We start from the raw sequence: 22567 nt of genomic DNA, 5'->3' as shown, positions 1-22567 counted from the left end.
GACGCCGACCATGAAACACTGAAGCTCGCTCCGGTGGTCACTTGTTCAAGTGCAGCAATGCCCATTTCCGCTTCGACCACTTCTACCGGAGCCGTGCCAAGCGTACGTGCGCCCTCGCGCAGCACATAGCGCACTTCATAAAGGCCCGGTTCGGCGGGCGCGATCAGCTTGTTTTCAGTGTCGCCCCGCACACGCTGGTAGTTGGTGTATTTTCCTTCATCGGCCCCGGCGGGCACGATGGCGACATAGTCCTCCGGGTGGATCGAAGCCGACCATGACACGGTAAAGCTGGAGCCGGTCGTCACCTGCTTTGGCACTTCGAGCTCGATTTCCGCTTCAACCTGCTGTTCCGGCTCTGGTTCGGGTACGACCTGCTTCTGCGCCATCGGTTCCAAATCCATGACCGACTGCACATGTGCCAGCGCGTCTTTCAGCTCAGCCGCATTCTGGGCCGGGACAAAAACACCGCCGGTGTTTTCGGCGATGCAGGCAAGGCTGGCATGGGCCTTGTCTTCAAGGTCGAAGCCAACGACATGGGTGGTGAATTTAACGCCCTGCTGCGCCAGTTGCGCGGCCAGCGCGCAAGGGTCGGCCTGACATGTTTCAAGGCCGTCGGAGATGAGCACCACAGTAGCGGGATTGTCGCGATAAGACATGAGATCGGCCGCATGCTGCACAGCGGCGGAAATCGGCGTCTTGCCTTTCGGGCGGATACCATTGACCGTATTTATGAAGCCTGCCCGGTCGAGCCGCCTGGGTTCGATCAGGGTCTCGATATCGCGGCAATCACCTTCAGAGCGATGCCCGTAGGCGACAAGGCCCAGATTGGTGTCGTCCGACCAGCCAGTCACCAGACCGGTCATTACTTCGCGTGCGATCTCGATCTTGCTGACACCATCGATCTGGCCCCACATCGAGCCGGAGGCGTCATAGACGATCACCACATCTTCGGCCGCCGAGGCCACCGAAAGGGGCATCATGATTGCCGTGGCCGCGACCAGCGCCGCTTTCAGAGCTTTCATCATTGTCTCCTGCTTCGTAAATTGCATCATGCCGGACGTACGCCGCTTCCGGTTTGCGTGCCGGAGGCACCCGTCGGACCCATGGCGCGGGCTTTCAGCTTGCGGAACTTGGCCGACATCTGCTCCAGCCTTGCGTCCCATTCTGGATCTGGATGCTGGCCTTCGATGGTCCTGAAATAAACCTGCATCAGGCAGGCGATGGCGAAGGGCTCCAGAAGCGCGGCCTTGACGCTCCAGGCAAACAGCAACGCAAAGATGAAACCGCCAGCCGCCCAAGCGCCGGGCATCACGTAGACGACGAGAGCTGCCGGCGCGAGCATGACCAGAAACACGAGAAAGCTCATGAGGTAGACAATAATCGCCAGCCAGGCGGCGTTCTTGAGCATCACCTTGTAGTTCTGGCCATAGAGCACCAACGCTTCCCTGGCCGATTCCCACGGGTTGGTCGAACCGGTGCGAATTGCGTATGCGAGGATTACCTCGTCGATGAAACCGACGGCGATCCGCAAGAAGGCGTGCAGGATGCCCGAAAGCTGCTGTGCACCAGGTATGGGCAGGATGGTCAGAATACCGCGCACCAGCCCCGTAATCGCACCGATTACGCCCTTCACAAGCTGATCAATGGCGAACAGTACGCTGGCCTGAGCGAAGCGCTCCTTCACCACCGTTGTCGCATGGCTGATCTGCGACTTCCCGTCCGGCATCGGCTTGCCGTCGATCAGCTCGACCAGCACCGCAATATGGCCCGCCTTGACGATGTAAAGGATGTATTCGCGCGCCCAGTACATGATGGCGCCAAACAGGCCGAAGCCCATGATACCGCCCCACATGGTCGTATTGGCCTGGAAGCCTCCATCACCGAAGCCGCCGACACCGTAGCCGATGCCAGCGCCGGTTCCCGTTACCAAAACGTAACCAACGGCGATGCCGAAATAGACGGCCATCCGCAGCACAATGAACGGCATGGTCCGCGCCATCATTACCAACGCGCCACCAACACTAAAATCCCACATGCTCTACCCCGCCTTCCACATCTGTCCGGAAAAATTTAGCAGAAGCAAAGCAAACATGCCCCATCCATTTGAATAGGGACATGCCGGAAAATCTGAGTATAATTGGGCAACCTGTACCCAGGACAGAAAAACATATAAATTAAGCGGGTACAAAAAGGACGAGACACAGCTTGGGGGGCAGCGCGTCGATTTGCAGGTATTTTTCTTTTCTATTCTGACAGCCACGTTGTTTTACTTTACTCCCGCCATCCATGGCCGGGATCAGTCAGTATTGCCACCTCCCAAGTCACCCCTCATACTTGAAGTGCGTGGCGCTGTTTCGAGGACCAATGCGGAAGGGGCAGCGCATTTCGACATGGCGATGCTGAGGCTGTTGCCTGCAGCCCAGTTGGAAACAACGACGGCCGTCACAGATGGCGTGCGCCGCTTTGACGGCTTTCTGATGAGAGATCTTCTGGCGCATGTCGGCGCCCAAGGCACAACCGTGACGGCGAGAGCCCTGAATGATTACACGATTGACATCGCGATCGAGGATTTCGACCGATTCGACGTTCTCGTTGCCTATGAAATGGATGGCGAACCGTTGCTGACAAGCGACAAGGGGCCTCTGTGGATAGTCTATCCGCGTGACCAGCATATGGAGTTGCAAGATATTCGCTTTGATTATCGCTGGGTCTGGCAATTGCGATGGCTGGATATTCGATGAGCAGGCGGGCGCGTGCACTGCTGGGCGTTGCGCTGCCGGTCTTGGCTATCATCATGTTCATCGTCCTGCTGGCGTTCTCGCTGATGCGCCTTTCCAATATCGAGCGGGACATGCGCATTGAGGGTACCCAGAACATGCTGTGGGTGATCTCGCGGGCACATATTTCCAGCCTTCAGCTAGGCGAGGCCGTGGCGGGCAGCGTTGCTGGAGAAGTTGATCCCGCGCAGATGGAGTTGCGTTACAACGTATTTCTCAGTCGGCTTGCCTTGCTTGATGATGGACCGCAACGCCGCCGGATGGAAGCACTTGGCGCCACCTTCACGCTTGACACCTTGCGTGGAAGCCTGCCCGAGCTTGGCTCCCTGCTGATGAACGCCGGGCCAGAGGTGGTGCCCCGTATCAAAGCTCTCCTTCTGCCTTACAATAACGCGCTTACGGAAGCCGCCAACATGGCAATGGTGGCCGAATGGGACGACCTTGGTGCCACGCTTGACGCGACACGAAAGCAACTCTGGCAAATCATCATCTCCATGATTGGAATCTCGCTGGCAGGTACCGTGCTTTGCATCCATTTTTTGCTGGCGATCCGCGATGCGCGGCAACGAACGCGCCTGCTCAACAAAGAAAAGGCGTTCTCAGAACTTTTGATTGGCTCCAGCGGTGAAGGCATCGTCGCTGTAGATATGGACCGGCGCTGCACGGTCTGGAATGAGGCTGCCGAACGGCTATTTGGTCTCGCTGCTGACGGGGCTACGGGCACGATGCTGAGCGAACTCTCTGGTTTTTTCGAGGTCGACAAGATCGACCAAGCCATCGGCGATGCCCTTCAGGGCCAAGCTGTTGCACTGTTGGACCAGCCGTTCTTTCCATCTCACCAGTCTGAACCGCTTTATGTCGACTTGCGTTGCTTCTCGCTGCGCGATGGCGGGCGCATCATGGGTGCGATCCTGCTGGTCTCAGACGTGACCGAACGGAGAGCAGCACAGCGGGAGATTGCCAATCATCGTGATCATCTGGAGCAAATGGTACAGGCACGTACGCAGGAGCTTGACGCAGCCCTGACCCGAGAGCGGACCACGGCGGAGCTTTACCGGAATTTCGGCACCATGATCTCGCACCAGTTCCGCACGCCGCTCGCCCTTGTCGATTCCGCGCTTCAGCGCCTGATGCGTCGGCGTGACAGGCTTACTCCCGCAGAGGTGCTGAAACGGGGCGAGGAAGCCCGCGGCGCTATCACGCGCCTGGTTAGGCTGGTGGAAAGCACCCTCGACGCCGCGCGCCTTGATGCCGGCCAGATCGAAGTCCGCAGCCAGGTTTGCGATCTCGGCATCCTCGTAGCAGAAATCTGTTCCCGGCTGACAGAAGACACAGGATCGGGGCGGATCACAGTCACGCTTCCTGACGGCGGTTCTCCCATTGCTTATTGTGACCCCGTCCATGCGGAAAACATTCTCACCAATCTTCTGTCCAATGCCGCGAAATATTCACCGGCAGAAACACCGATAACCATTACCCTTGCCGAGAACGGCACACAGATCGAATGCGTCGTGGCCAACGTAGGAACACAGGAGGAGTCGTTCGAAAACGACGCGCTGTTCGAACGCTATTATCGCGGCAGCAATACCGAAGGCCGCCCCGGTATCGGTGTCGGCCTCTACATGGCGAGAGCGTTTGCCCGCTTGCAGGGCGGCGACGTGCAATTGCAACGCTCTGACGCGGGTGTAGTCCGGCTGGCAATGCTACTGCCCCGCAGCACTTCCGACTCCAGCTCCGTCGCGACCATGGAACTGAGGAAGGAGTCGGCATGACATTAGTGCCGTCTCCTACCCGGAAACGTTCTGTCATCCTCTGCATCGAGGATGAAGCGCAACTGCGGCGTGACATCAGGGATGAGCTATTCGAGGCAGGTTACGATGTGGTCGAAGCCGGCGATGGCAAGGAAGCGTTCGACAAGCTGGCCCAAGTCTGCCCTGATCTGGTTCTTTGCGACATCTCCATGCCCGGCCTCAACGGCTATGGTGTGCTTGAGGCCCTGCAGGAAAGGGGACCGGATTATGCCAAAATTCCGTTCGTGTTTCTCTCTGCTCTTGCTGATCCCAGACACATCGTCGATGGCAAACGGCTTGGGGCCGATGATTACCTCGTCAAGCCGATCGATTATGATCTCTTGTTGGCGACTGTTGAAGCGCGCTTACGTCAAATTGATCGGATTCGTTCAGCGCTCCCAATGGAGCCGGCTGGTCCCGATTTTACAACGCGGTCGGTGTCCTATGGCTTCACACCCGCAGAAATACGGATCACACAAGCGCTCACACAAGGCAGGAAACTGACACAGATCGCAGTTGACCTTGGTGTCTCGCGGTCTACCGTTGCCTTTCATATGCGCAATATATTCCAGAAGACGGGAACTGGCAGGCAGGCGGAACTGGTCGCTCTACTACTCAAGAAATGACGACCCATCGGGGCTTTCGTATATGGATCGTTATATGCCTATCGAGCCTGTGTTTTCTCGACCGTTTCTTTTACTGGCGTTCCTGTCCAACAAAGCGAGAGGTGTCAAGACACAAGTATAACCACTTTCGATAGGAGGTCTCGACTTTGCTAACGACCGATATGAAGGCGCGCAACCACCATGCAGAGCCTCATGCATAACGTTTTTTGGGAAAAAATCATCAATCGACTGGAAGCGATTCGAACTTTTTCACCGCTGAACGCCCCCGTTTCTACGCGCGGGCTGTCCTCTGCAGGATGCAAAGGCGTACGCTCGGCGGCTATAGCATATTGTGGAGGGTAATCGGCGGTATTTGGCGCGCCGTACCGGGTGAAGATGACAACTACGTATACGCTATAACCCTACAAAAATGTTTCTAGGGCAAGGGATGGGAGCCGGATGGACGAAACCGCCACGGCGGGCTCGGCTCATGACAGGCCGGACCCCGACACCGGCCGTCGTTATTGCGCCACCCTGAACCCACTCGCTGGGCCTGGAACGGTGTCGCACCACCTACGCGCCATGCAAAGGTCCTCCGATTCATCTTCGGTTCTTTTCATAAAAAAGCTCTCGATGCCTGGCGATATAACTAGGATGAGGCCGATCACTCTCTCGTGCAGGAAGAGCGATTCGTTTGCTCAGCTGGCCGAATAATTCCAAGAATGTAGGAGGAATCTTTTCTGCCGATACCAACAAATCATATTCATCCGTAAGGGATATAAGGTGTCTGTCGAACAGCCAATGTACGGTGGCAGTAAGTGCAATTCCGTTCTGCACCACGTCAGGCCCGCCGCTGGCGACCGCCCAAATATGAGCGCCCTGCACCTCAGGCTTGCCAGCATGGTCTAACACCGCAAGGCCTGTGATTGCGCAACGATTTTCGTACGCTTCGCAAACCAAAGCCCGAAAATTTGCTTCCCTAACGATGCGGCTCGTTAGAATCCTCTGTACCCGGTAGTCTCGCTCTTCTGGAAGGCTGTTGCTAAGCGCCTCACCCATATTCCCAAACGCGCCATCGAATAAGTCAAGTGCGGCTGACTTCGAAAGCGTTTGCCCCAATCCGGCAACCACAATAGCTACGAAGTCCTCATCGGAAATTATCCTGACGGAGCGGCCGCGCAAATACACACCGACCTGCTTTTGGGGAATAATCCGCAGTGCTTCTTCCGCATATCGTCCGTCGACACGCCACGGCACTGGATTGTCGAACTGAACGTAATCGGCATACCTGGCATAGCTCATAGCTGGATTATTAATGTCTTGCTCGACGTCGGCAATTCGAGCCACAGCGAAGTACGCGAGATTTCCTCCGTCGGCGCGTGGTCTCCGAAGCACCACCCAATCGTTCTTACACTGTCGAACACTGGTGAGATAACGCCGAGGGAACTGATAATGCTCAGTTTGATCGTCGTCATAGATGGAGGTCGGCTTCGTGTCGAATACGGCTTTCATTGAACTACATGTTTTGTTGCGTGTACCGAATTCGGAATTTTCCCATTTGCGCCACCGAAAAACAATTCCTTATTTATTTCTGTAATACGGTGGGATGTTTAAGAAACCAAAATCTTTGCAGCCTGTTCGCGAGCAAACTACACTGCTTGAATGGATGCTCATACGACCGCACAACGGCGCAAAAACATGCAAGCCGTGAAGTCAGAAAATACCAAGCCCGAGCTAGCTGTTCGCAGGGCGCTGTTTGCACGTGGCTATCGGTTTAGATTGCATCGTCGCGATCTACCCGGTTCGCCGGATATTGTTTTCCCCGGTAGGAAGAAAGCCGTACTCATCCACGGGTGTTTCTGGCACGGGCACGATTGCCCCCGCGGCCGAGCTCCCAAAACTCGCGTAGATTTCTGGCGTGATAAGATCGAAAAGAATCGTGCACGCGACAAGCGAAATCACGAGAATTTGGAACAGCTCGGATGGAGCTCGTTCACAGTCTGGGAATGTGAAATCAAAGACTTAGAGAACCTTCTGAAGCGTTTGAGCATATTTTTAGATGTTGATTCTACTTCGATCCAACAACGCCACTAGCTGAATTCCCCGTCTATTTTAGCTGCGTTGTACACATCATTAATTATTATTGGGGATGTCGGCGCGACTAGTAAAAGCGCCACCTCTGTATCCGAGGCCGATGCGAGTCACGCTTGTCCCAACTTTTTGTATGAAATTTAGGGCATATTCATAGCGCAGCTTTGCATGGACGGATGCTTTAGCTTCGGCAAGTTCGATTGAGCCGCCAGCCAGTTGCGGTTTGATTAGGTCGAACTCTGTGCCGCTCAACATACCGTCGTTTTTAGCTATAAATGTCCGCCAGGTTACTTTTTCCGAGGATCTCTGTCCGTGGGCATTGGCAGGGACGTGGAGCCCTAAACACGTAATTTTATTGATGGACGTTTCGACGAAACAATAATGTCCGCTATTGATGTCTCTTTCGTCGAGATCGCTTGCCTCGAAGATATTAAGCTTCAACGCTGTGAACGGCCGCAATTCTTTGCTGTCGCCCACAAAGGCGACAGTGTTCTGCCCAGGCTGCATGTCGCAAGCGGGTGTTGCACATACCCACCATTCATTATTGAGCTTAAATATGTGACCGCAATCGAGATGTCCATTCCCTGTTATCACGGGAAGAGTCGAGATATAGCTGTTGAAGTGTGTCGCTGCGGATCTGAGAGCCCCGGATTCTGTTAGGTCAACGCCGTAATGGCCAGCAAACTTGTTGCTAGTGGCAGTATCTATTGCGTGAATATGCTCTCCGAATTCGATGATTGCCGGTTCGATCAGTGTGCCGAGTGCTTCTGCCTGTCCGTTCAAATGGTCGCGGATCAGAGACGCTCTCCCCTCTGCCGACCCAGCGTTGCGTATCAAGTCGTAAAAATAGGCGAAAACCTGTGCCTTTGAGAGAGTACGATCCTCTACTTTAACACCGTTACAGCTGATCTCATGTCTGATTTTTGCCGACAGCAGCCGTGATGGTGTCGGTTCCCAAGCCTCTAAAGCGCATTCAAGTTCTGTAAGCAGGTCGTGATGATTTTTCTCGACGAAAGTAATGAAACCACGACCTGTCCGCAGCCATAGTCTGTCGCCTTTTTGGGACCAATTCAGGCCTTCGAAGGCTTCTGTTGCAAAATCATCTTTCCGCGACTTTTCGAACGTTGCGATGGCCCAGAACGCGAAAGCTTTCTTGTCGCGCCCGTTCAGGCCGATATTCTTTGCCCAATCGTGGAGTCTTGCGAGTATACCCTTGCCACTCATATAGAGCTTCAGCTCATCTCCACAGGTCACCGTCGGATGTCGAAGCCGTAAATAGGTTCCGATATCGAAATGCTCCGACAGGTCTTTCGGATTGAATTTCTCTTCCGCATTAAGCTCGTCGAGCTTTTCCTGGAGTTCTTCGATCAATGCCAGCTCCTTGTCGAATTCTTTCGACAGCGGCCTACTCAGGCTGATGAGACAGCTATGGAACACATCCTGAAGAACTGGTTCCTGAGTATGGACGACGACAAGGTTGAAGTGCTGGTTGCGTAGGACAGACCGTATAATGTTGCGGGCCATTGCACCGCCGAGTCCGCTCTCAGCGCCCTCCAGATTATAGTCTAGGATAAGGAGATCTGATTGATGTAAATGATCTGCAGTGGCGTCGGGTGCGTCGTGTACATCAAGAATTAACGCAGGTTTCTTCTCTCGAAACTGCTTTATGACGCTCAACGCTCCTTCTGGATCCGTTTGCCATTCTTTGTTCGATGACCGTGTTTCCAGATCAGCATTCCGAGATGCCGCCGAGAGCTTATTATTTAGTACTTCGTCCCATGTGGGATACTGATCATCTACGATTAGAACCGAGCGAATGGGAACGATGAACGCTTCCCTGATAAGGCTTTGGAATGACGTCATCGTCCGAATTCCGCTCCCTTGAAGTCGATAATGAAGTTTGCACCTGGCAAGAGCCGAAACTTTTTTTCATTCGCATAGCGTATGGAGTGCCCTCCGACGGTCAGGTTCATACGGCAAAGGTATAGGCCGATGCCGCGTCCGCCGTTCATCTTCCGCGTGAAAAACATCCGGAATAGATTTTCTTGGTCGAGTGGGTCGACGCCGGGACCGTTATCCGAAACGGCGACAGACCGGTCGACGATATCAAGACGAATAAGAGGGGTGCTCGTGTCGCTGTGAATGAGCCAGTAAATGCTGTTGTTAACCAGATTGATAAAGACGGGCAGTAGCCGTGAGGGCTGTTCTTCAATCGAGAACGCCCGAAATGCATCGGACGCTTCGATGTTTATCCCACGCGTCCGGATCACCGATGCAAAAAAGGCGTGCAGATATTCGATGATTTCTTCGCCAGTAATTCTCCGCCGGACACGTGTGCCTGAAAGCTTCAGAGGCGCGAGAAACTCGAGCTGCTGGCTCAGTCCTTCGAAGCCGAGCTCTATCTGTTCGGTTCCGGGCGGGGAGCCAGCGGCCCTCACCTGACGGAGGCCCGTGCGGATGAGCTGCTCGTTTGTGTGGAGCTCGTGTCCGAGAATCTCGACGGTGATACCAAGCTGAGCAACTTGGTTTAGCCTGTTCAGCTCATCGCGTAGCTCGGAATTCTCCGCAGTTCCCTGTCGGGCGATCAACTCCACATCGATGTTCGCTTTAAGCAGTTCTAGTGTGTCGATATACGACTGGAAAATTCCTTCGTTCTCTTCATCGATGACGTGGCGCAGTGTGCTGAGTTTTTCCAAGGCCTCATGCAGGTCGCGAAGTCCGTTCTTCACCTGGGTCAGGACCGGAGCAGACTGCTCATGAAAAATCTTGTTTCGGCTGGAAAACAGGGCCTCGATGCGCCCCTTCTCCGTGTCTTGCAGTTCATCAACCTCTTTCTTCCATCGACGGGTGCGGGCATGAATCTGTCCGGCAAGCTGGTTGATATGCTGAACGACAATCTCTTCCGGTTTTGCAGGTTTTATCCGTTCCAACGCCTCCTTCCGTGCCTCCACCATCTCGGAAAGAAGACCCTGAACGTCTGTGTAGATCTGCCGGAACTGCCGGTAATCGTCTTCGGCGGTCCCGAGGTTGGAGGTTACACCGACAACTCGTAGTGCGGAAATGCGTTCGTCGAACTCTGTGAACGCTGCCTGTGCGCGCATAACATCGGCCTCAGACTGAAGAGCCAGCTCTGACCGGTAAGCAGTTATTTCTTCGGCCAGTTCGAGAACCAGCGGGAGGTTTTTATTCAGCTGTGCTCTGAACCTCTTCCGGTTCCGTTTGGCCAATTCTTTTCGTTCTTGCTCCGCTCGAGCCTTGCGGTTGTGATCCTTAATATCTTGCAGTTCAGTCTTACGAGTTTCCGATTCCGCACCAAAATGGTCCCGCGCCGAGGTACGCAGTATGTTGACGACCAGGGTCCTGAGCGCCTTGGCCGCACGATTGTCGATAAAGCCCTCTCTACCAGCTTTGTCGCGAAGGTTTGGGTTTTGCTCGCGGGACAGAGCGACCCTACCGAACATACGTCGTGCGTTCCAGAATTCACGGCCAGCACTAACGCTGCGACGCTGTTCAATTTCGAAGAAGTCGCTGTCGACTCGGCCGTAGGGAAGGATTCGCAGGCCGTTTCGATAGATCAGGAAGCCGGAATAGCGACTAGCTAGCTCGTGCAGTCTCGCATGTTGGTCGTCGGTGTGGGTCGAGTTTTCCCGCATCCTTTCATAGGTCGAAAGGTGAATCGAAAACGGTCCGACGAACGTTGTGGGACCGTGAGGCGGGGTATAATCGGCGGGTGGCCTGATCACATAGTCGGCGCCAGTTTCCCGCCATTCGCCGAACGCCTTGATCTGTCCACGGAATACACCGTCGGCATCGATATTGCCACTGATGACATGCTCCATGTCATCAGTGGTGTCGCGAGTGAGGCGGTCCAAGTCCCTGCCGATGATCGGGTTGGGAACTCCGTCCGTCCAGGTAACCACTTCGTAGTTGAATTCTGGATCGAAGGCGTTCGTTTCGTTCGCTGCGGCGCTGACAAACGGGTCGGTAAAGGCAGAGAGTGTCGCAAAAAAGTTATCGCGTATGCTTCTGGTCGATCCGTCAGGAGCGATGCTTGGTAGTTGAGCACGAAGATCGTAGTTTATGTCCGACACAAACATAGCTGTGCCGCTATCGGCTTCGCCGTTCCAAACGCTCCACTGCGAAAAATGGAACTCATCGAAGCGCGCCTTGATGATCGTACCCACGATTTCTTCGGACGGTTTCAGTGCTGAAGGGTCCGTCTCTTGCATCAGAGAATCGTACGCCGCCCACGCCTGGCTCAGTCTCTGTATACGCTGAGGGTCTTTTTTCCCGCCCCAAACATTGTCTGTGAGGCTGTCAAATAGTTCTGGAAGCAGGGAGGATAGCTGCCCAGTCTCGCTGAATTCCGTTACGGGAATTAAGATGTCGGACAGAACGAGAAAAGGGTTTTCGAATATACGCCAGTCGACAAGGGCGGCTACAAAGTCGCGGTCTCTACGTTTGGAGATGATCAGCAGCAGCGGACCGAGGTTGGCCGATGAAAGACGTCCGATACCCTTCTGGCCTTGTTTCGACCGTTTCGGCAGCCTGTTCCGGTCTTTCTCGTCCGCTCCTTGCCCGTCATACTTGGACTCGGTGCCTACTACGAGCCATCGTTCGATGAACTCGTCACGGCTCATGCCATGACCGTCATCAAGAACTGCGGCTACAGGTTCTTCGCCGTCGAAAATATGCAGTCCTACCGACCGGGCGTAGGCGTCGTACGAGTTCTTCCAGAGTTCGGAAATGGCTGTCGGACAGTCGGCAATCTGTTCCCGTCCAAGGTGGTCAATCGTCCTTGCCTGTGTTTTGAAAGACAGGGTGTCGATCATGCGGCCTTCGCAATCTTTCCGGTGGCTCTTGCGGCGAGAACCGCCTTTTTGAGCGGCGCAAGGAGTGCCCGCGCAAGCTCCACAGGCACCGCGTTGCCGACCTGTATTCCTCCGGCCATTAGGCCACCTTCGAAATTGTACCAATCCGGAAACGACTGAAGGCGCGCGGCCTGGCGCAAGGTGATCCCGTGATGCTCCGTCGGGTGAACGAAACGGCCCTTCGAAGGGTTGATACAAGCCGTTGTCATTGTTGGCCCGGGACGACTTGGATTGATCCTGCCATAAACGTCTTTATGCCCGGAGTGAGCTTCGTGGCACGGAAGGATCCGACCGGAATCGCTACGTGATCCCCCGTTGGGCGGCGTGCGTCTAAATGCATCCAGAAGTTCTTTTCCGTGCTGCATATGGATGTCGTTTGGATCACTCTTAGAAGGTGCCTTTTTGAATGCGACAGCCGCCGACACCCATGCAGGCAGGTCCGATTCCGCGTCTGGAGCAGCATGCGTAGCTGAGGGCGGCCAAGCAGGTGGCGCAGATAGTTTCTTCTCATCGTACCCAAGAATGAAAACTCGGCGCCTGCTTTGCGGTACTCCGTAATCTCTGGCATTCAGTATTTGTGGTTCGAGAACGCCGTATTCGGCCGAGGCAGCAAGCGTATAGAAAGCTTCTAAGTATTTTTCGTGCCTCGGCCATAGTAGGCCCGGCACGTTCTCAACCAAAAAGAATGTCGGTCGCAAAACCCGAACATACTCAAAATATCTGAGAAGCAGTTCGTTGCGGGGATCGTCCACGCCAGCGTCCTTTATCCTGTGCGTGGAAAAGCCTTGGCATGGCGGACCGCCCAGCAGAATATCGCACCCGAACTTGTCGAATCCAGCCTTTTTGCGCACCTCGCGGGGATCGAGCGCCGTAATGTCGTCCGAGAATAACTGAGTTTCCGTCATCTTGGAGGCGATCAAGTTGGATCGGTAGGTGGCGCAGGCATGCTTATCCCATTCAATGGCGGCTGCCACCTTTATGCCTGCCTGGTAAGCGCCTAAAGAGAATCCGCCAGCTCCGGCGAACAAATCGCATGCGAGCACGTCGGATTTATTTCCATTGCCCCGCGCCAGCTTGCCGACATTTTTTTTCTTTTTCGTCAACTGCCGCTCCTATTGGCCCTTACGCCGGTCCTTAAGCTCCTTGTTTGGCACCTCAATTCCAGCCGCGTTTAGCGCGCGCAAAACAATCACTCTCATCGTTTCTCCGCTTTCCGCCGATTTGAGCCGTAGGCTCTTTTTCGTCACTGCGGGAACTGTGATCTGAAGCGTGTCTTCACGGTCGGATTGCTTGAGGCTGCTCATGACCACTCCATATGATGAAATCATGTTACCATGATTATCACTCGGTTCAAGTAAAGACTATCGTTGGTCATCTGAGACTGGCTATGGGCTTTGCCCCCGGCGCGGCGAAAGTCGCAGCCTCCCGAGCCCCCCGCCTTTGGCTTGTGCGCCCGCCGCGCTGATCCTTTGGCCTCGCCCCCTATTGCTAAGGGCTTCGCCCCCGCGCCAGCAAGGTAAGTGGAACCGTCCGGGGCGGTATCCCCAGCCTTCCGCGCTTCGCTTGTGCAGGCCGGGTGATCCCCCTCCACCCCGGCCGCCCTTGCTCGTTGCTACCCCAGTCTCGGCGACGGCCAGAAGGTCAGGCGCGGCGTTCCGCTTCGCTGACCTTCAGACCCGAGGATCAGAGACATGACCAACGTATCCGACAGCAATACCCGCATCTATGTCGCCTGCCTTGCTGCTTACAATAGCGGCTATCTGCATGGAGCTTGGATCGACGCGGATCAGGACGCGGACGAAATCAGGAGCGAGATTGCAGCCATGCTTGCGCGGTCGCCCATCGAGCACGCGGAGGAATACGCCATCCACGATTATGAGGGCTTCGAGGGTGTCACCATCAGCGAATATGCCGGCATCGACACCGTGGCACGGCTGGGCGCTTTCGTCGCAGAGCACGGTGCACTAGGCGCGGGCCTGCTGGAGCAGTTCAGCGGCGACATAGACCAAGCCGAAGCCGCCTTGCAGGATTGCTATCATGGTCAGTTCACCAGCCTCGCGGATTACATGGAAGAAGTCACAACCGAGAGCGTCACGATCCCCGAGGTGCTGCGCTACTATGTCGATTGGCAGGCGATGGCGCGCGATGCCGAGATGAGCGGCGATCTTTTCACCGTCGAGACGGCGCATGATGAAATCCACGTCTTCTCGAACAGATAAAATCTGCGCTGCCTTTCCCGCATTGTCGCGGGAAAGGCGTTCTCTTGAACAAGAGTAGATGTTAAGAAGAAAATAACCAATAATGATCGGGTTCTCCGCTCAACGTATCTTCCTTTGGATGCTTTTATATTTCCAGTAAACCTTGAACCTCTCTTTGCCGGGCGATGCCCAGCATCCCGGCTTGGGGAGGTGACGCCATGCTGAGAATCGAGTGGCGATTGCCAGCGGCATACGGGCATACAAGACATATCCCGGCCGCCGGCTTCGCGTGGGAGTATTTGCGCCGCAACCATGATTATCGTCGGGATTTTCAGACCATCGCACAAACCGGAGGACCTACCGGCCGCGACCTAGAAGGGTTCGCGGATCGTTGGGGATTGCGATTTCCCGTGCGATCCCGACGCGCCACATGACCGACAATCACCGATTTGGATTCCGAGCCTTCAACCGCAAGCAGTGAGGCTGTCGCCGGTCGATCACAAGAACGGGGACACCGAACCAATATTGACGCTGGCGCATCTCGACGGCCTCGACCTGCGCCGCGCCGCCGATGGCTGGCACGGCATCTGGCAGGCGGATGGCATCGCACATCAATTCTGGCTGCCCGAGGCGGTGCCCGACGCAGCCGCCTTCTATGCCGTCACTCTGCCTATGGATTCTTTTCTTGAGCTTCGTGCCCACGCCGCGCGCCGTTTCTGGCGTTCCCTCAACGGCCGTGCGCCCGGTCCTGACTTTCGGGCGGTCCCCGCCCAGCTCCGACAATGGCATATCCTGTCCCTGCGTGCACTCGACGCCCGGCTGCGCGGTGAAAGCTACCGCGCCATCGCCGAAGTCCTGCTCGGCTTTCGTGGCACCAAGGAGGATTTCGAGAGTGACCCGCGCAAGAACAAGGCCCGCCGGTTGGTCGCACATGGAATCAAGATGATGCGCGGCGGCTATCGCCTGCTGCTCCACTATCCGATCAAATCGGCCACACGTTAACGGATGCGCGCATTGAATTTGTGATAGTCACGAAATCTCGACGGAGATTGCCGTGCATTTACCCCCGTTCGTCGGATGGTAATCCACCGAGCAAGCGGTAAGCACCATCAGAAGATCAACTTCCGCACGCAAGACCACATTGCCCCCCGGCGGGTTATTGGAAGCGAGTACTTCCAATCGGCCATCCTGTTGCGGCTCGGATCGCTGAAACAGATTAACCGGATCAGGGCAAATCGGAACTGACATACCGGCTTGACGGATAGCGTTCAGAAAATTGTCCCTACAGTTTGGATGGTTCGGAAATCCCGCGCGCTCATAAAGACCAGTATTGCAAGCCGGAAAAAGCATGTCGTGTGGGCAGGGTGAATTATCTTCGATCAGCGTCAGCAGCGGAATCGCTTGCTCACTGTAAAAGCTCTCGCCGGGCTGAGGAAACAGTCGCTCCGTAATGTCGCGAGTTTGAGAAGTGCTGAGCCAATCGACATTGCCGCCATCTGAAACAATCGCCCACATATCCGTAACCTGTTGCCCATCGGGGTCGATAATCCGAATGTGCTGTCCCGCCTTTACAGGAAATCCTCGGCCAGATTGAGGTGAGATAACGAGCTGGTGCGGAGTAGTCATTGTTGGCGTCTAAAACTCTCTTGGAAAAATCCCGAATCTTGCAAACGTTTTGAGGCTCAGGCCCATCACGTTACGATCCATCGCGCAAGCATTGATCGTGCGGCCATCGCCGTCACGCCCTGTTCGCGGCTGCCTGCTCCAGAATTTTTCGGTAGCCCTCGCGCGAAAGCCATTGGGCACGTTCGAGATGGCTTTGCCAGCAACGATAGGTCCGTAATTCCTCGGCCAAAGGATCGCGGTGCAGGACGATCCGCGCCACTTCCTTCCAGTCCGCATCCTCGGCCTTGGCATCGAGAAGCCGCAGATAGGTCACGAAATGCCGTTCGTCATAGGCGGTTATGGCGTCGCCGGTCGGCGCTTCGTCGTCCACATCAGGATCGAGTTCGACTGGAATTTTCATCGTCATTCCCCCTCTACCCGGAAGGGCCTTGCTTGCGGTGCGCCCCCGCAATAGCCCCTCTGACCTTGGTGATCGGGGAGTTGGAAAACCGAGCATACCCGGTCCCGTAGACCTTTAGGCGGGTAGCCCTGGACATGCGCCCACGGCTCCCCGACCATAGATCGAGGAATCCGGTGCCCAATCGGAGGGCACCAATCCGGTATGCTTCGGGGTTTCCACGCCCCAGAGCAGCGCGTCTGCTCCACCCATAATTCTAGACGAACCGCGTGCGAATGTCTTTGGCTTTTCCGCGCGGCAGGCAATGAGCCGCTGAAATCCCTCATCTATTGGCCGCGCACCGCCCCAAAGGGGGGTGCCGCCAGCGCATAGGTGCAAATGCGGCACGCTACGCGCCGCCGATCCCTCGCCATGGTTCGCCACAGTCCGCTGCCGCCCCCGGCAGCCCAATCCCGACTGGAGGTGATCCATGCCCAACCCGCTTGCGGGCCTGCCGCCGCGCCTGTTGCGCACCAAGGAAGCCGCGCGCTTCCTCGGCATATCCATCCGAACCCTTGAGAAGCATCGCACCTATGGCACCGGACCGACCTATCGCAAGGTCGGCGGTCGCGTCCTCTACACCGTCCGCGATCTGGAAGGCTGGAGCGCAGCGGGCGAGCGCAAATCGACCCGCGACAAGACCGCCGGCACCGTCTTTCCCGCGCGTCCGCTCACGCCCGAAGAACGGGGCGACTGCTAGATGCTGCGCGAGGACGATCACGACCCCGCGCAGCCGGCCGAGGACAGCGAGCGCAGCCGCCTAGACCCCTTTGTGGTCGCCACAGGCGATGCGCCGCCGCGCGACCAGCGCGATTTGATGGAACGGCCATTCTTCTCGCTGGCGAAGACCCCGCGCACCAAGCCGATTCTCTATAAGGCCGCCGACATAGAGGTGCAGGTGTTCGGGATGCCCGAGCACGGCATGGCGACCATATGGGACGCCGATGTGCTGATATGGGCGGCCTCGCAGATCGTCGCGGCCGAGAACAACGGCCTCACCACGTCGCGTTTCTTCCGGTTCACGCCCTACCATCTGTTGCGCGCCATCGGGCGACCGACCGGCAACCGGCAATATCTGTTGCTCAAGGCCGCGCTGGCGCGGCTGCAATCGACCGTCATTGCCACCACGATCCGCAACGGCCCGCATTGGCGTCGCCGGCAATTCTCATGGATCAACGAATGGGAGGAAATGACGACGCGCGCCGGCCGCGTCGAGGGCATGGAGTTCGTCCTGCCCGAATGGTTCTACAACAGCGTCATCGACCGTTCGCTGGTCCTGACCATCGACCCGGCCTATTTCCGGCTGACTGGCGGCATCGAGCGATGGCTTTACCGCGTCGCCCGAAAGCACGCCGGGCACCAGCGCCACGGCTGGATTTTCGAGATCGCGCACCTTCATCAGAAATCCGGCAGCCTCGCGCGGCCGTCCGACTTTGCGCTTGATCTGCGCCGCATCGCGGCCCGTCAGCCGCTCCCCGGCTACCTGCTCCAGATCGAGCGGGAAAACGGCCGCGAGCTGCTGCGCATCCGCCCCGGAAACCTGTCAACAGGCACTGTTGATAACCCTGTTAATACCATCGGCACATCAGGCGCACGGGGTATCGGCACATCAGGCGCACGACTATCGGCAGATCAGGCGCACGAACCGCAACTAACGCTTTGGCCTGAAACGCGGAATCCGACCGCTAACTTATCTAACAGAGAATCTAACTCTTTTTCTTTGACGCGCGCGCAGGCGAAGCGTGGTGCCGGTTCTGCCCGAAGGGGCGAGCCATGACGGCCGCGCTCGACAAGCTGCGCCCGCGCAGCCCCCAGCACATCACCGGAGACGAACAATGACCCGTCGCGCCCGCCGCAGCGCGCACGGCCGTCCGCTGCCGGACGGGCCTGCGCCCTTCACCACTTTGGTCGAGCTGACCTTCGAGAAACGCAAGGTCGAGCACTGGATACGCTTCGGCCGCAAGAGCTACGAACAGATCATCGACCGCCGCCGCAGCGTTGTCGGCTTCGCGCCGGGCAGCGTCTTCGCCTTCGTCCGATGGGCAAACGGCGACCATGGCACAGTCGTTTCCCGCATCGACATTGTGCGGGCAATCGGGCGCGGCGAGCCGCTCCAGACATTGCCGTTCGTCCGTCCCGGCGGCGAAATCCTGTTGCGGCTGGACGGCTGGCCGAAGGTGCAGCGCGCACTTGCCGCCATCGACGCCGTGGATTCGCTCGGCCTCGATCCGGCCGACGCTTCGCCGGACCACTGGCGGCACGTCCACAACCGTCTGACCGCCAATCTGGAGCCGCACGCCTACACCCCCGAGCGACATGCCGCTTGGCTTCACCGCCGAAGGATCGAGCCATGACGCGCCGCCGCATCCTCACGGTGACGGCGCTCGCCATCGCCAGCATCGCCGCCGCCAGCGCCGTCGATCTACCGACGAAACTCATCTGGAACGCCACGGCCAGCGCGCCGGTCGGGTTCTACACCGTCGAGCCGGCCGCCCGGATCGACGTGCCCGAGCTGGTCGCCATCATGCCGCCCGAACCGCTCGCCGCCTTCATGGTCGAGCGCGGCTATATCGCGCGAGGCGTCCCGCTCTTGAAGCGCGTCTTGGGCCTGCCCGGACAGCGGGTTTGCCGCTTGCGATCCACGATCACGGTTGATGGGATCGAGATGGGTGAGGCGCTGGAGCGCGACAGCCTCGGCCGCGATCTGCCCATCTGGCAGGGCTGCCGTGTCATCGGCGGCGGCGAATTCTTCCTCATGAATTGGGAGGTCCGCGACAGCCTCGACGGCCGTTATTTCGGACCCACCCCCGCAGCTTCCGTCATCGGTCGAGCGGTCCCGCTCTGGACCGATGAGGAAGGCGTCGGCCGCTACGAGTGGCGCGCGCCGACGCACTGAAACCACCCCCCGAAAACCAACCGCAGGAGATTTCCATGGCAGAGATAGGCACCTTCACCCGCACCGAAACCGGCTATGCCGGCGAGCTTCATTCGTTCGGCCTCCGCGAAAAACTGTTCATCGTTCCGGCCAAACCGAGCGACGTGAAAAACGCACCCGACTATCGCGTGCGCCTCGATAGCGAGGACGGCCCGGACGCCGGCCCCGCATGGAAAGACTCCAGCGAAAATGCCGGCGACTTCGTGTCGATGAGACTGGAAGGGCCGATCTTTCCGTTTCCGATCCGCGCCAGATTGTTCCAGTCCAACGACGATCCTTCGGTCTGGACGCTGCGTTGGAAGCACGCCCGGAAGATCGAGGATGAGGAATGAAGGCCGCGCGCGTCCGGCCCGCCATCCGGTCAAAGATCGGCATCCCTTTGTTCGCGAAGCCGTGTTCGCGGTTCAAAATGCTTCACTGGAGCATTTTGCGGGCGGCGCTGCCGCCGTCACCGCTCACCCCATTCGTCCCGCTCGGCGACCGGACGGCCGGCGCGCACAGCGAAGGTCAGGGGCGGCCATCGGCCGGCGCTTGCGCCTCGCCCTTGACCGCAGCGAGCACGATGGCAGGCTGGCGGCGAAGCGGAGACAGGCAGGCATGGCGTTGTGCCGTCCTGCTGCTGGCGGGGGCGCTTTCCGTCTGCATCGGATCGAGCGTCGCTGTCGCGCAATCCGTGCCAGTCGAGCGCCTGGCCGCCGCCCATTCCCATGCAGCCCACATCGCCGAGGCGTCGCAGCGTTTCGGCATCCCCGAGCACTGGATTCGTGCCGTGCTGCGCGCCGAGAGCGCGGGCGACGTGCGCGCGATTTCGTCGGCCGGCGCGATGGGATTGATGCAGGTGATGCCCGACACATGGGCGGGCCTGCGCGTCCGCCATGGCCTCGGCCGCGATCCCTATGACCCGCGCGACAACATCCTCGCCGGCACCGCCTATCTGCGCGAGATGTTCGACCGCTACGGCAATGTCGCGGCGATGCTGGCGGCCTACAATGCCGGTCCCGGCCGCTACGACGAGCACCGCGCGACCGGCCGCCCGCTTCCCGCCGAGACACGCGCCTATATCGCCGCGCTCGCGCCGATCCTCGGCGGCGCGGCTCCATCGGATGCGCCGTTGCAACCACCGGCACCGCCGCCCGATTGGCGCGAGGCACCGCTGTTCGTCATGCGCCCGGCCGACACACGGGCTGCCGCCGCGCCGCTGTCCGAGGCGCAATCAGGCGACGGTCGCGCTGCCGTTCCGGCGCGCGACCCCGCCCGTGCGGAGCCGCAGGACGGCAGCATTTTCGTGGCGAGCGCCAGCGACGGGGGAGCGCCATGAGGGCAGCGTTCCCGCGCGCGGCGGCTTTGGTTTCGGCATCCGGTCGGGCAGGTTTGCGCCCGGCTGGATTCCCGGCAGGAAGGGCAGCAAAGGCAGGAAGGGCAGAGGGCAAGATTAAAGAAGACGGCACCATATCGGGCCGCTTCTGGAAATTGTTGTTGTCTGCACACTGGTTAGGTGACGGATTCCGGCACCATGGTTTTGAGGGGCCGCGTGCCGCGATTTTGCGCAAAGCCTTGGCTTTGCAGGGTTTCGAGCGGCACCATAGGCGCAGATCGGCCGTTTTCCGGCAGTTTGGGCTGGAGTCGCGCCCTTGAGCGCCGACGACGAAAACCGCTTCCGTCCGAAGCCCGGCCGCATCCGATCCGACACGCCGAAGGCCGGGAGACCCAAGAGCTTTTTCACGCAGGTCAGGAAGATCACCCGCCAGCATCAGGCGGCAGCCTCCCGCGATCCTTCCATGCCTTCATCCGGCCGGCCGTCATCGCCGGGGCGGTCCCGCGCCGTGGTCGCCAGCGGCAAGGGCGTGAAGCGCGGCCGGGGCGCGAGCTTTGTGCGCGCCCGGAACATCTCCGGCCAATGGCATCATCGCCAGCCCGGCAGCCGCCGCGTGCTCGTCAAGCAGCGCAGCGTCCGGGCTGCGTGGAAGGGCGGACGCGCCCGCGCGCATCTGCGCTATGTCCAGCGCGACGGCACGTCACGCGACGGCGAGCGCGGCCGGCTCTATTCGGCGACCGAGGACCGCGCCGATGGCGACGCCTTCCTTGATCGCGGCAAGGACGACCGCCACCAGTTCAGATTCATCGCCTCGCCCGAGGACGGCGCGGAGCTATCGGACCTCACGGCCTACACCCGCGATTTCATGAAGCAGGTGGAGGCCGACCTCGGCACGAAACTCGATTGGGTTGCCGTCAATCACTACAACACCGGCCATCCCCATGTGCATATCATCGTCAACGGCCGCGACGATACCGGCGGGGATCTAGTCATCAATGGCGACTACCTTTCCGCCGGCCTGCGCGAACGCGCCAGCGAACTTGCCAGTCTGGAACTCGGCCCCGTCACCGAGATCGAGCAGACCCGCAAGCTGTCGGCCGAAATCGACCAGGACCGTTTCACCCGCATGGACCGTGCCATGACCGAGGAAGCCGATGCCCGCTTCCTCGACCTTCGCCATGAACCAGCAGCGCCGAGACGGCAGTTCGAGCGCACGCTACGCCTGCGCCGTCTCGCCAAGCTGGAGAAGATGGGGCTGGCGACCGAACACGCGTCCGGCGTTTGGGAATTGAGCAAGGACATGGAGCCGGCCCTGCGCGAGTTGGGCGAGCGTGGCGACATTATTCGCACCATGCAGAAGGCGCTCGGCCCGCAGGGCGGCGAACGTGATCCCATGAGCTTCCAAATCCATGACGGAGCGCCCGAGACGCCCATCGTCGGCCGCGTCGTGGACAAGCATCTGTCCGACGAGTTGGGCGAGAACCTGACAATCGTGGTGGACGGGATCGACGGCCGCACACACCACATTGCCGGCATCGCGCCCGAGCGGCTGGAGGACGCCCGCATCGGCAGCGTCATCCAGATCGGCCCGGCCGAGGTGACGGCCCGGCCGTCCGACCGCACCATTACGGCCATCGCGGAGGACGGCATCTATCGGCCGAGCCGTCATCTGGAGCAGGCGAAGTTCGAGGGCCGCGTTCCGGGCGGCGACTATGAGGGCTTTGTCGATGCCCATGTGCGCCGATTGGAGGCGTTGCGCCGGGCCGGGATCGTCGAGCGGATCGACGCCGACCAATGGCGCATCCCCGATGATCTGGTCAGCCGCGCGGCCGCCTACGACGCCGGCCGCGACAGGCAGGCAAGCGTTCGCGTCCTTTCCCCGGTCGATCTGCAAAGGCAGATCGGTTCGGATGGCGCGACCTG

Annotated in this window: 24 protein-coding genes; 14 read left to right on the top strand and 10 right to left on the bottom strand. The window is 58.4% G+C overall.

Features of this window, described 5'->3' with window-relative positions:
* Positions 1 to 1025, bottom strand: a 1025-nt coding sequence (locus KUG47_RS16420; RefSeq protein ID WP_217679100.1) for a vWA domain-containing protein, incomplete at its 3' end; no start/stop codon positions are given.
* A gap of 23 nt (positions 1026 to 1048) precedes the next feature.
* Positions 1049 to 2035, bottom strand: a complete 987-nt coding sequence (locus tag KUG47_RS16415) for a hypothetical protein (RefSeq protein WP_217679098.1) — start codon at positions 2033 to 2035, stop codon at positions 1049 to 1051.
* Between the two features lie 190 nt (positions 2036 to 2225).
* Here KUG47_RS16415 and KUG47_RS16410 point away from each other — a divergent pair, with 190 nt between their 5' ends.
* From KUG47_RS16410 to KUG47_RS16400, 3 genes are read left to right on the top strand one after another with little or no spacing between them, the layout of a single operon-like run.
* The gene (locus KUG47_RS16410) at positions 2226 to 2741 is read left to right on the top strand and encodes a putative pterin-binding protein (RefSeq protein ID WP_217679096.1); all 516 of its coding nucleotides are present in this window, start codon (positions 2226 to 2228) and stop codon (positions 2739 to 2741) included.
* Positions 2738 to 4549: a sensor histidine kinase gene (locus KUG47_RS16405; RefSeq protein ID WP_217679094.1), complete on the top strand. Its 1812-nt coding sequence runs from the start codon at positions 2738 to 2740 to the stop codon at positions 4547 to 4549. Before KUG47_RS16410 ends, KUG47_RS16405 begins: the two co-directional genes overlap by 4 nt.
* On the top strand, positions 4546 to 5193 hold the full coding sequence (locus tag KUG47_RS16400; RefSeq protein ID WP_217679092.1) for a response regulator transcription factor: 648 nt from the start codon (positions 4546 to 4548) through the stop codon (positions 5191 to 5193). The genes KUG47_RS16405 and KUG47_RS16400 overlap by 4 nt, the downstream gene beginning before the upstream one ends.
* Positions 5194 to 5772: 579 nt before the next feature.
* Here the strand turns inward: KUG47_RS16400 and KUG47_RS16395 are convergent.
* A complete protein-coding gene (locus KUG47_RS16395) occupies positions 5773 to 6684 on the bottom strand; it encodes an HNH endonuclease (protein WP_217679090.1) in 912 nt (303 codons plus the stop codon).
* A 150-nt stretch (positions 6685 to 6834) separates the two neighbouring features.
* Between KUG47_RS16395 and KUG47_RS16390 the strand changes: the two genes are divergently transcribed.
* The gene (locus tag KUG47_RS16390; protein ID WP_217679088.1) at positions 6835 to 7266 is read left to right on the top strand and encodes a very short patch repair endonuclease; all 432 of its coding nucleotides are present in this window, start codon (positions 6835 to 6837) and stop codon (positions 7264 to 7266) included.
* A gap of 39 nt (positions 7267 to 7305) precedes the next feature.
* Here KUG47_RS16390 and KUG47_RS16385 read toward each other — a convergent pair whose 3' ends face one another.
* From KUG47_RS16385 to KUG47_RS16370, 4 genes are read right to left on the bottom strand one after another with little or no spacing between them, the layout of a single operon-like run.
* Positions 7306 to 9126 (bottom strand): response regulator receiver domain, encoded by a 1821-nt coding sequence (locus tag KUG47_RS16385; protein ID WP_217679086.1) that lies wholly within the window; start codon positions 9124 to 9126, stop codon positions 7306 to 7308.
* Positions 9123 to 12095 carry an ATP-binding protein gene (locus KUG47_RS16380; RefSeq protein ID WP_217679084.1) on the bottom strand — a complete coding sequence of 991 codons (2973 nt, stop codon included), beginning with the start codon at positions 12093 to 12095 and terminating at the stop codon, positions 9123 to 9125. Before KUG47_RS16380 ends, KUG47_RS16385 begins: the two co-directional genes overlap by 4 nt.
* Positions 12092 to 13237, bottom strand: a complete 1146-nt coding sequence (locus KUG47_RS16375; RefSeq protein WP_217679082.1) for a DNA cytosine methyltransferase — start codon at positions 13235 to 13237, stop codon at positions 12092 to 12094. Before KUG47_RS16375 ends, KUG47_RS16380 begins: the two co-directional genes overlap by 4 nt.
* A 9-nt stretch (positions 13238 to 13246) precedes the next feature.
* Positions 13247 to 13438 (bottom strand): hypothetical protein, encoded by a 192-nt coding sequence (locus KUG47_RS16370; protein ID WP_217679080.1) that lies wholly within the window; start codon positions 13436 to 13438, stop codon positions 13247 to 13249.
* 387 nt (positions 13439 to 13825) lie between these two features.
* Here KUG47_RS16370 and KUG47_RS16365 point away from each other — a divergent pair, with 387 nt between their 5' ends.
* The 3 genes from KUG47_RS16365 (at position 13826) to KUG47_RS16360 (ending at position 15334) form a co-directional block, all read left to right on the top strand.
* A complete protein-coding gene (locus tag KUG47_RS16365; protein ID WP_217679078.1) occupies positions 13826 to 14353 on the top strand; it encodes an antirestriction protein ArdA in 528 nt (175 codons plus the stop codon).
* 164 nt (positions 14354 to 14517) lie between these two features.
* Positions 14518 to 14766: a transcriptional regulator domain-containing protein gene (locus KUG47_RS16790; RefSeq protein ID WP_340162818.1), complete on the top strand. Its 249-nt coding sequence runs from the start codon at positions 14518 to 14520 to the stop codon at positions 14764 to 14766.
* Positions 14767 to 14857: 91 nt separating this feature from the next.
* Entirely contained in the window at positions 14858 to 15334 is a 477-nt protein-coding gene (locus KUG47_RS16360; protein WP_254799608.1) for a DUF2285 domain-containing protein, read from the top strand.
* Positions 15335 to 15361: 27 nt separating this feature from the next.
* On the opposite strand, the gene KUG47_RS16355 is transcribed toward KUG47_RS16360, so the two are convergent.
* From KUG47_RS16355 to KUG47_RS16345, 3 genes are all read right to left on the bottom strand, one after another.
* Complete coding sequence (locus KUG47_RS16355) at positions 15362 to 15958, bottom strand: DUF1989 domain-containing protein (RefSeq protein ID WP_217679076.1); 597 nt, start codon at positions 15956 to 15958, stop codon at positions 15362 to 15364.
* 112 nt (positions 15959 to 16070) lie between these two features.
* Complete coding sequence (locus KUG47_RS16350; protein WP_090595632.1) at positions 16071 to 16358, bottom strand: DNA -binding domain-containing protein; 288 nt, start codon at positions 16356 to 16358, stop codon at positions 16071 to 16073.
* Between the two features lie 114 nt (positions 16359 to 16472).
* Positions 16473 to 16826, bottom strand: coding sequence for a hypothetical protein (locus KUG47_RS16345; RefSeq protein WP_217679074.1), 354 nt, complete (start codon positions 16824 to 16826; stop codon positions 16473 to 16475).
* On the opposite strand from KUG47_RS16345, the gene KUG47_RS16340 reads away from it, so the two are divergent.
* The 7 genes from KUG47_RS16340 to KUG47_RS16310 form a co-directional block, all read left to right on the top strand.
* Positions 16825 to 17094 (top strand): helix-turn-helix transcriptional regulator, encoded by a 270-nt coding sequence (locus KUG47_RS16340; RefSeq protein WP_217679072.1) that lies wholly within the window; start codon positions 16825 to 16827, stop codon positions 17092 to 17094. The two genes, KUG47_RS16345 and KUG47_RS16340, sit on opposite strands and share 2 nt — an antisense overlap.
* Positions 17095 to 18171, top strand: coding sequence for a replication initiator protein A (locus KUG47_RS16335; protein ID WP_217679070.1), 1077 nt, complete (start codon positions 17095 to 17097; stop codon positions 18169 to 18171).
* Positions 18172 to 18229: 58 nt separating this feature from the next.
* A complete protein-coding gene (locus KUG47_RS16330) occupies positions 18230 to 18748 on the top strand; it encodes a DUF2840 domain-containing protein (RefSeq protein ID WP_217679068.1) in 519 nt (172 codons plus the stop codon).
* Positions 18745 to 19290, top strand: coding sequence for a S26 family signal peptidase (locus KUG47_RS16325; RefSeq protein WP_217679066.1), 546 nt, complete (start codon positions 18745 to 18747; stop codon positions 19288 to 19290). The genes KUG47_RS16330 and KUG47_RS16325 overlap by 4 nt, the downstream gene beginning before the upstream one ends.
* 35 nt (positions 19291 to 19325) lie before the next feature.
* The gene (locus KUG47_RS16320; protein ID WP_217679064.1) at positions 19326 to 19661 is read left to right on the top strand and encodes a DUF736 domain-containing protein; all 336 of its coding nucleotides are present in this window, start codon (positions 19326 to 19328) and stop codon (positions 19659 to 19661) included.
* The gene (locus KUG47_RS16315) at positions 19658 to 20647 is read left to right on the top strand and encodes a lytic transglycosylase domain-containing protein (protein WP_217679062.1); all 990 of its coding nucleotides are present in this window, start codon (positions 19658 to 19660) and stop codon (positions 20645 to 20647) included. The genes KUG47_RS16320 and KUG47_RS16315 overlap by 4 nt, the downstream gene beginning before the upstream one ends.
* 313 nt (positions 20648 to 20960) lie before the next feature.
* Positions 20961 to 22567, top strand: a 1607-nt coding sequence (locus tag KUG47_RS16310) for a relaxase/mobilization nuclease domain-containing protein (RefSeq protein WP_217679060.1), incomplete at its 3' end; no start/stop codon positions are given.

The sequence above is a fragment of the Falsochrobactrum tianjinense genome (assembly GCF_019100495.1).
GTDB classification, from domain to species: domain Bacteria; phylum Pseudomonadota; class Alphaproteobacteria; order Rhizobiales; family Rhizobiaceae; genus Brucella; species Brucella tianjinense.
This window is presented reverse-complemented; position numbering and strand designations above follow the sequence as displayed.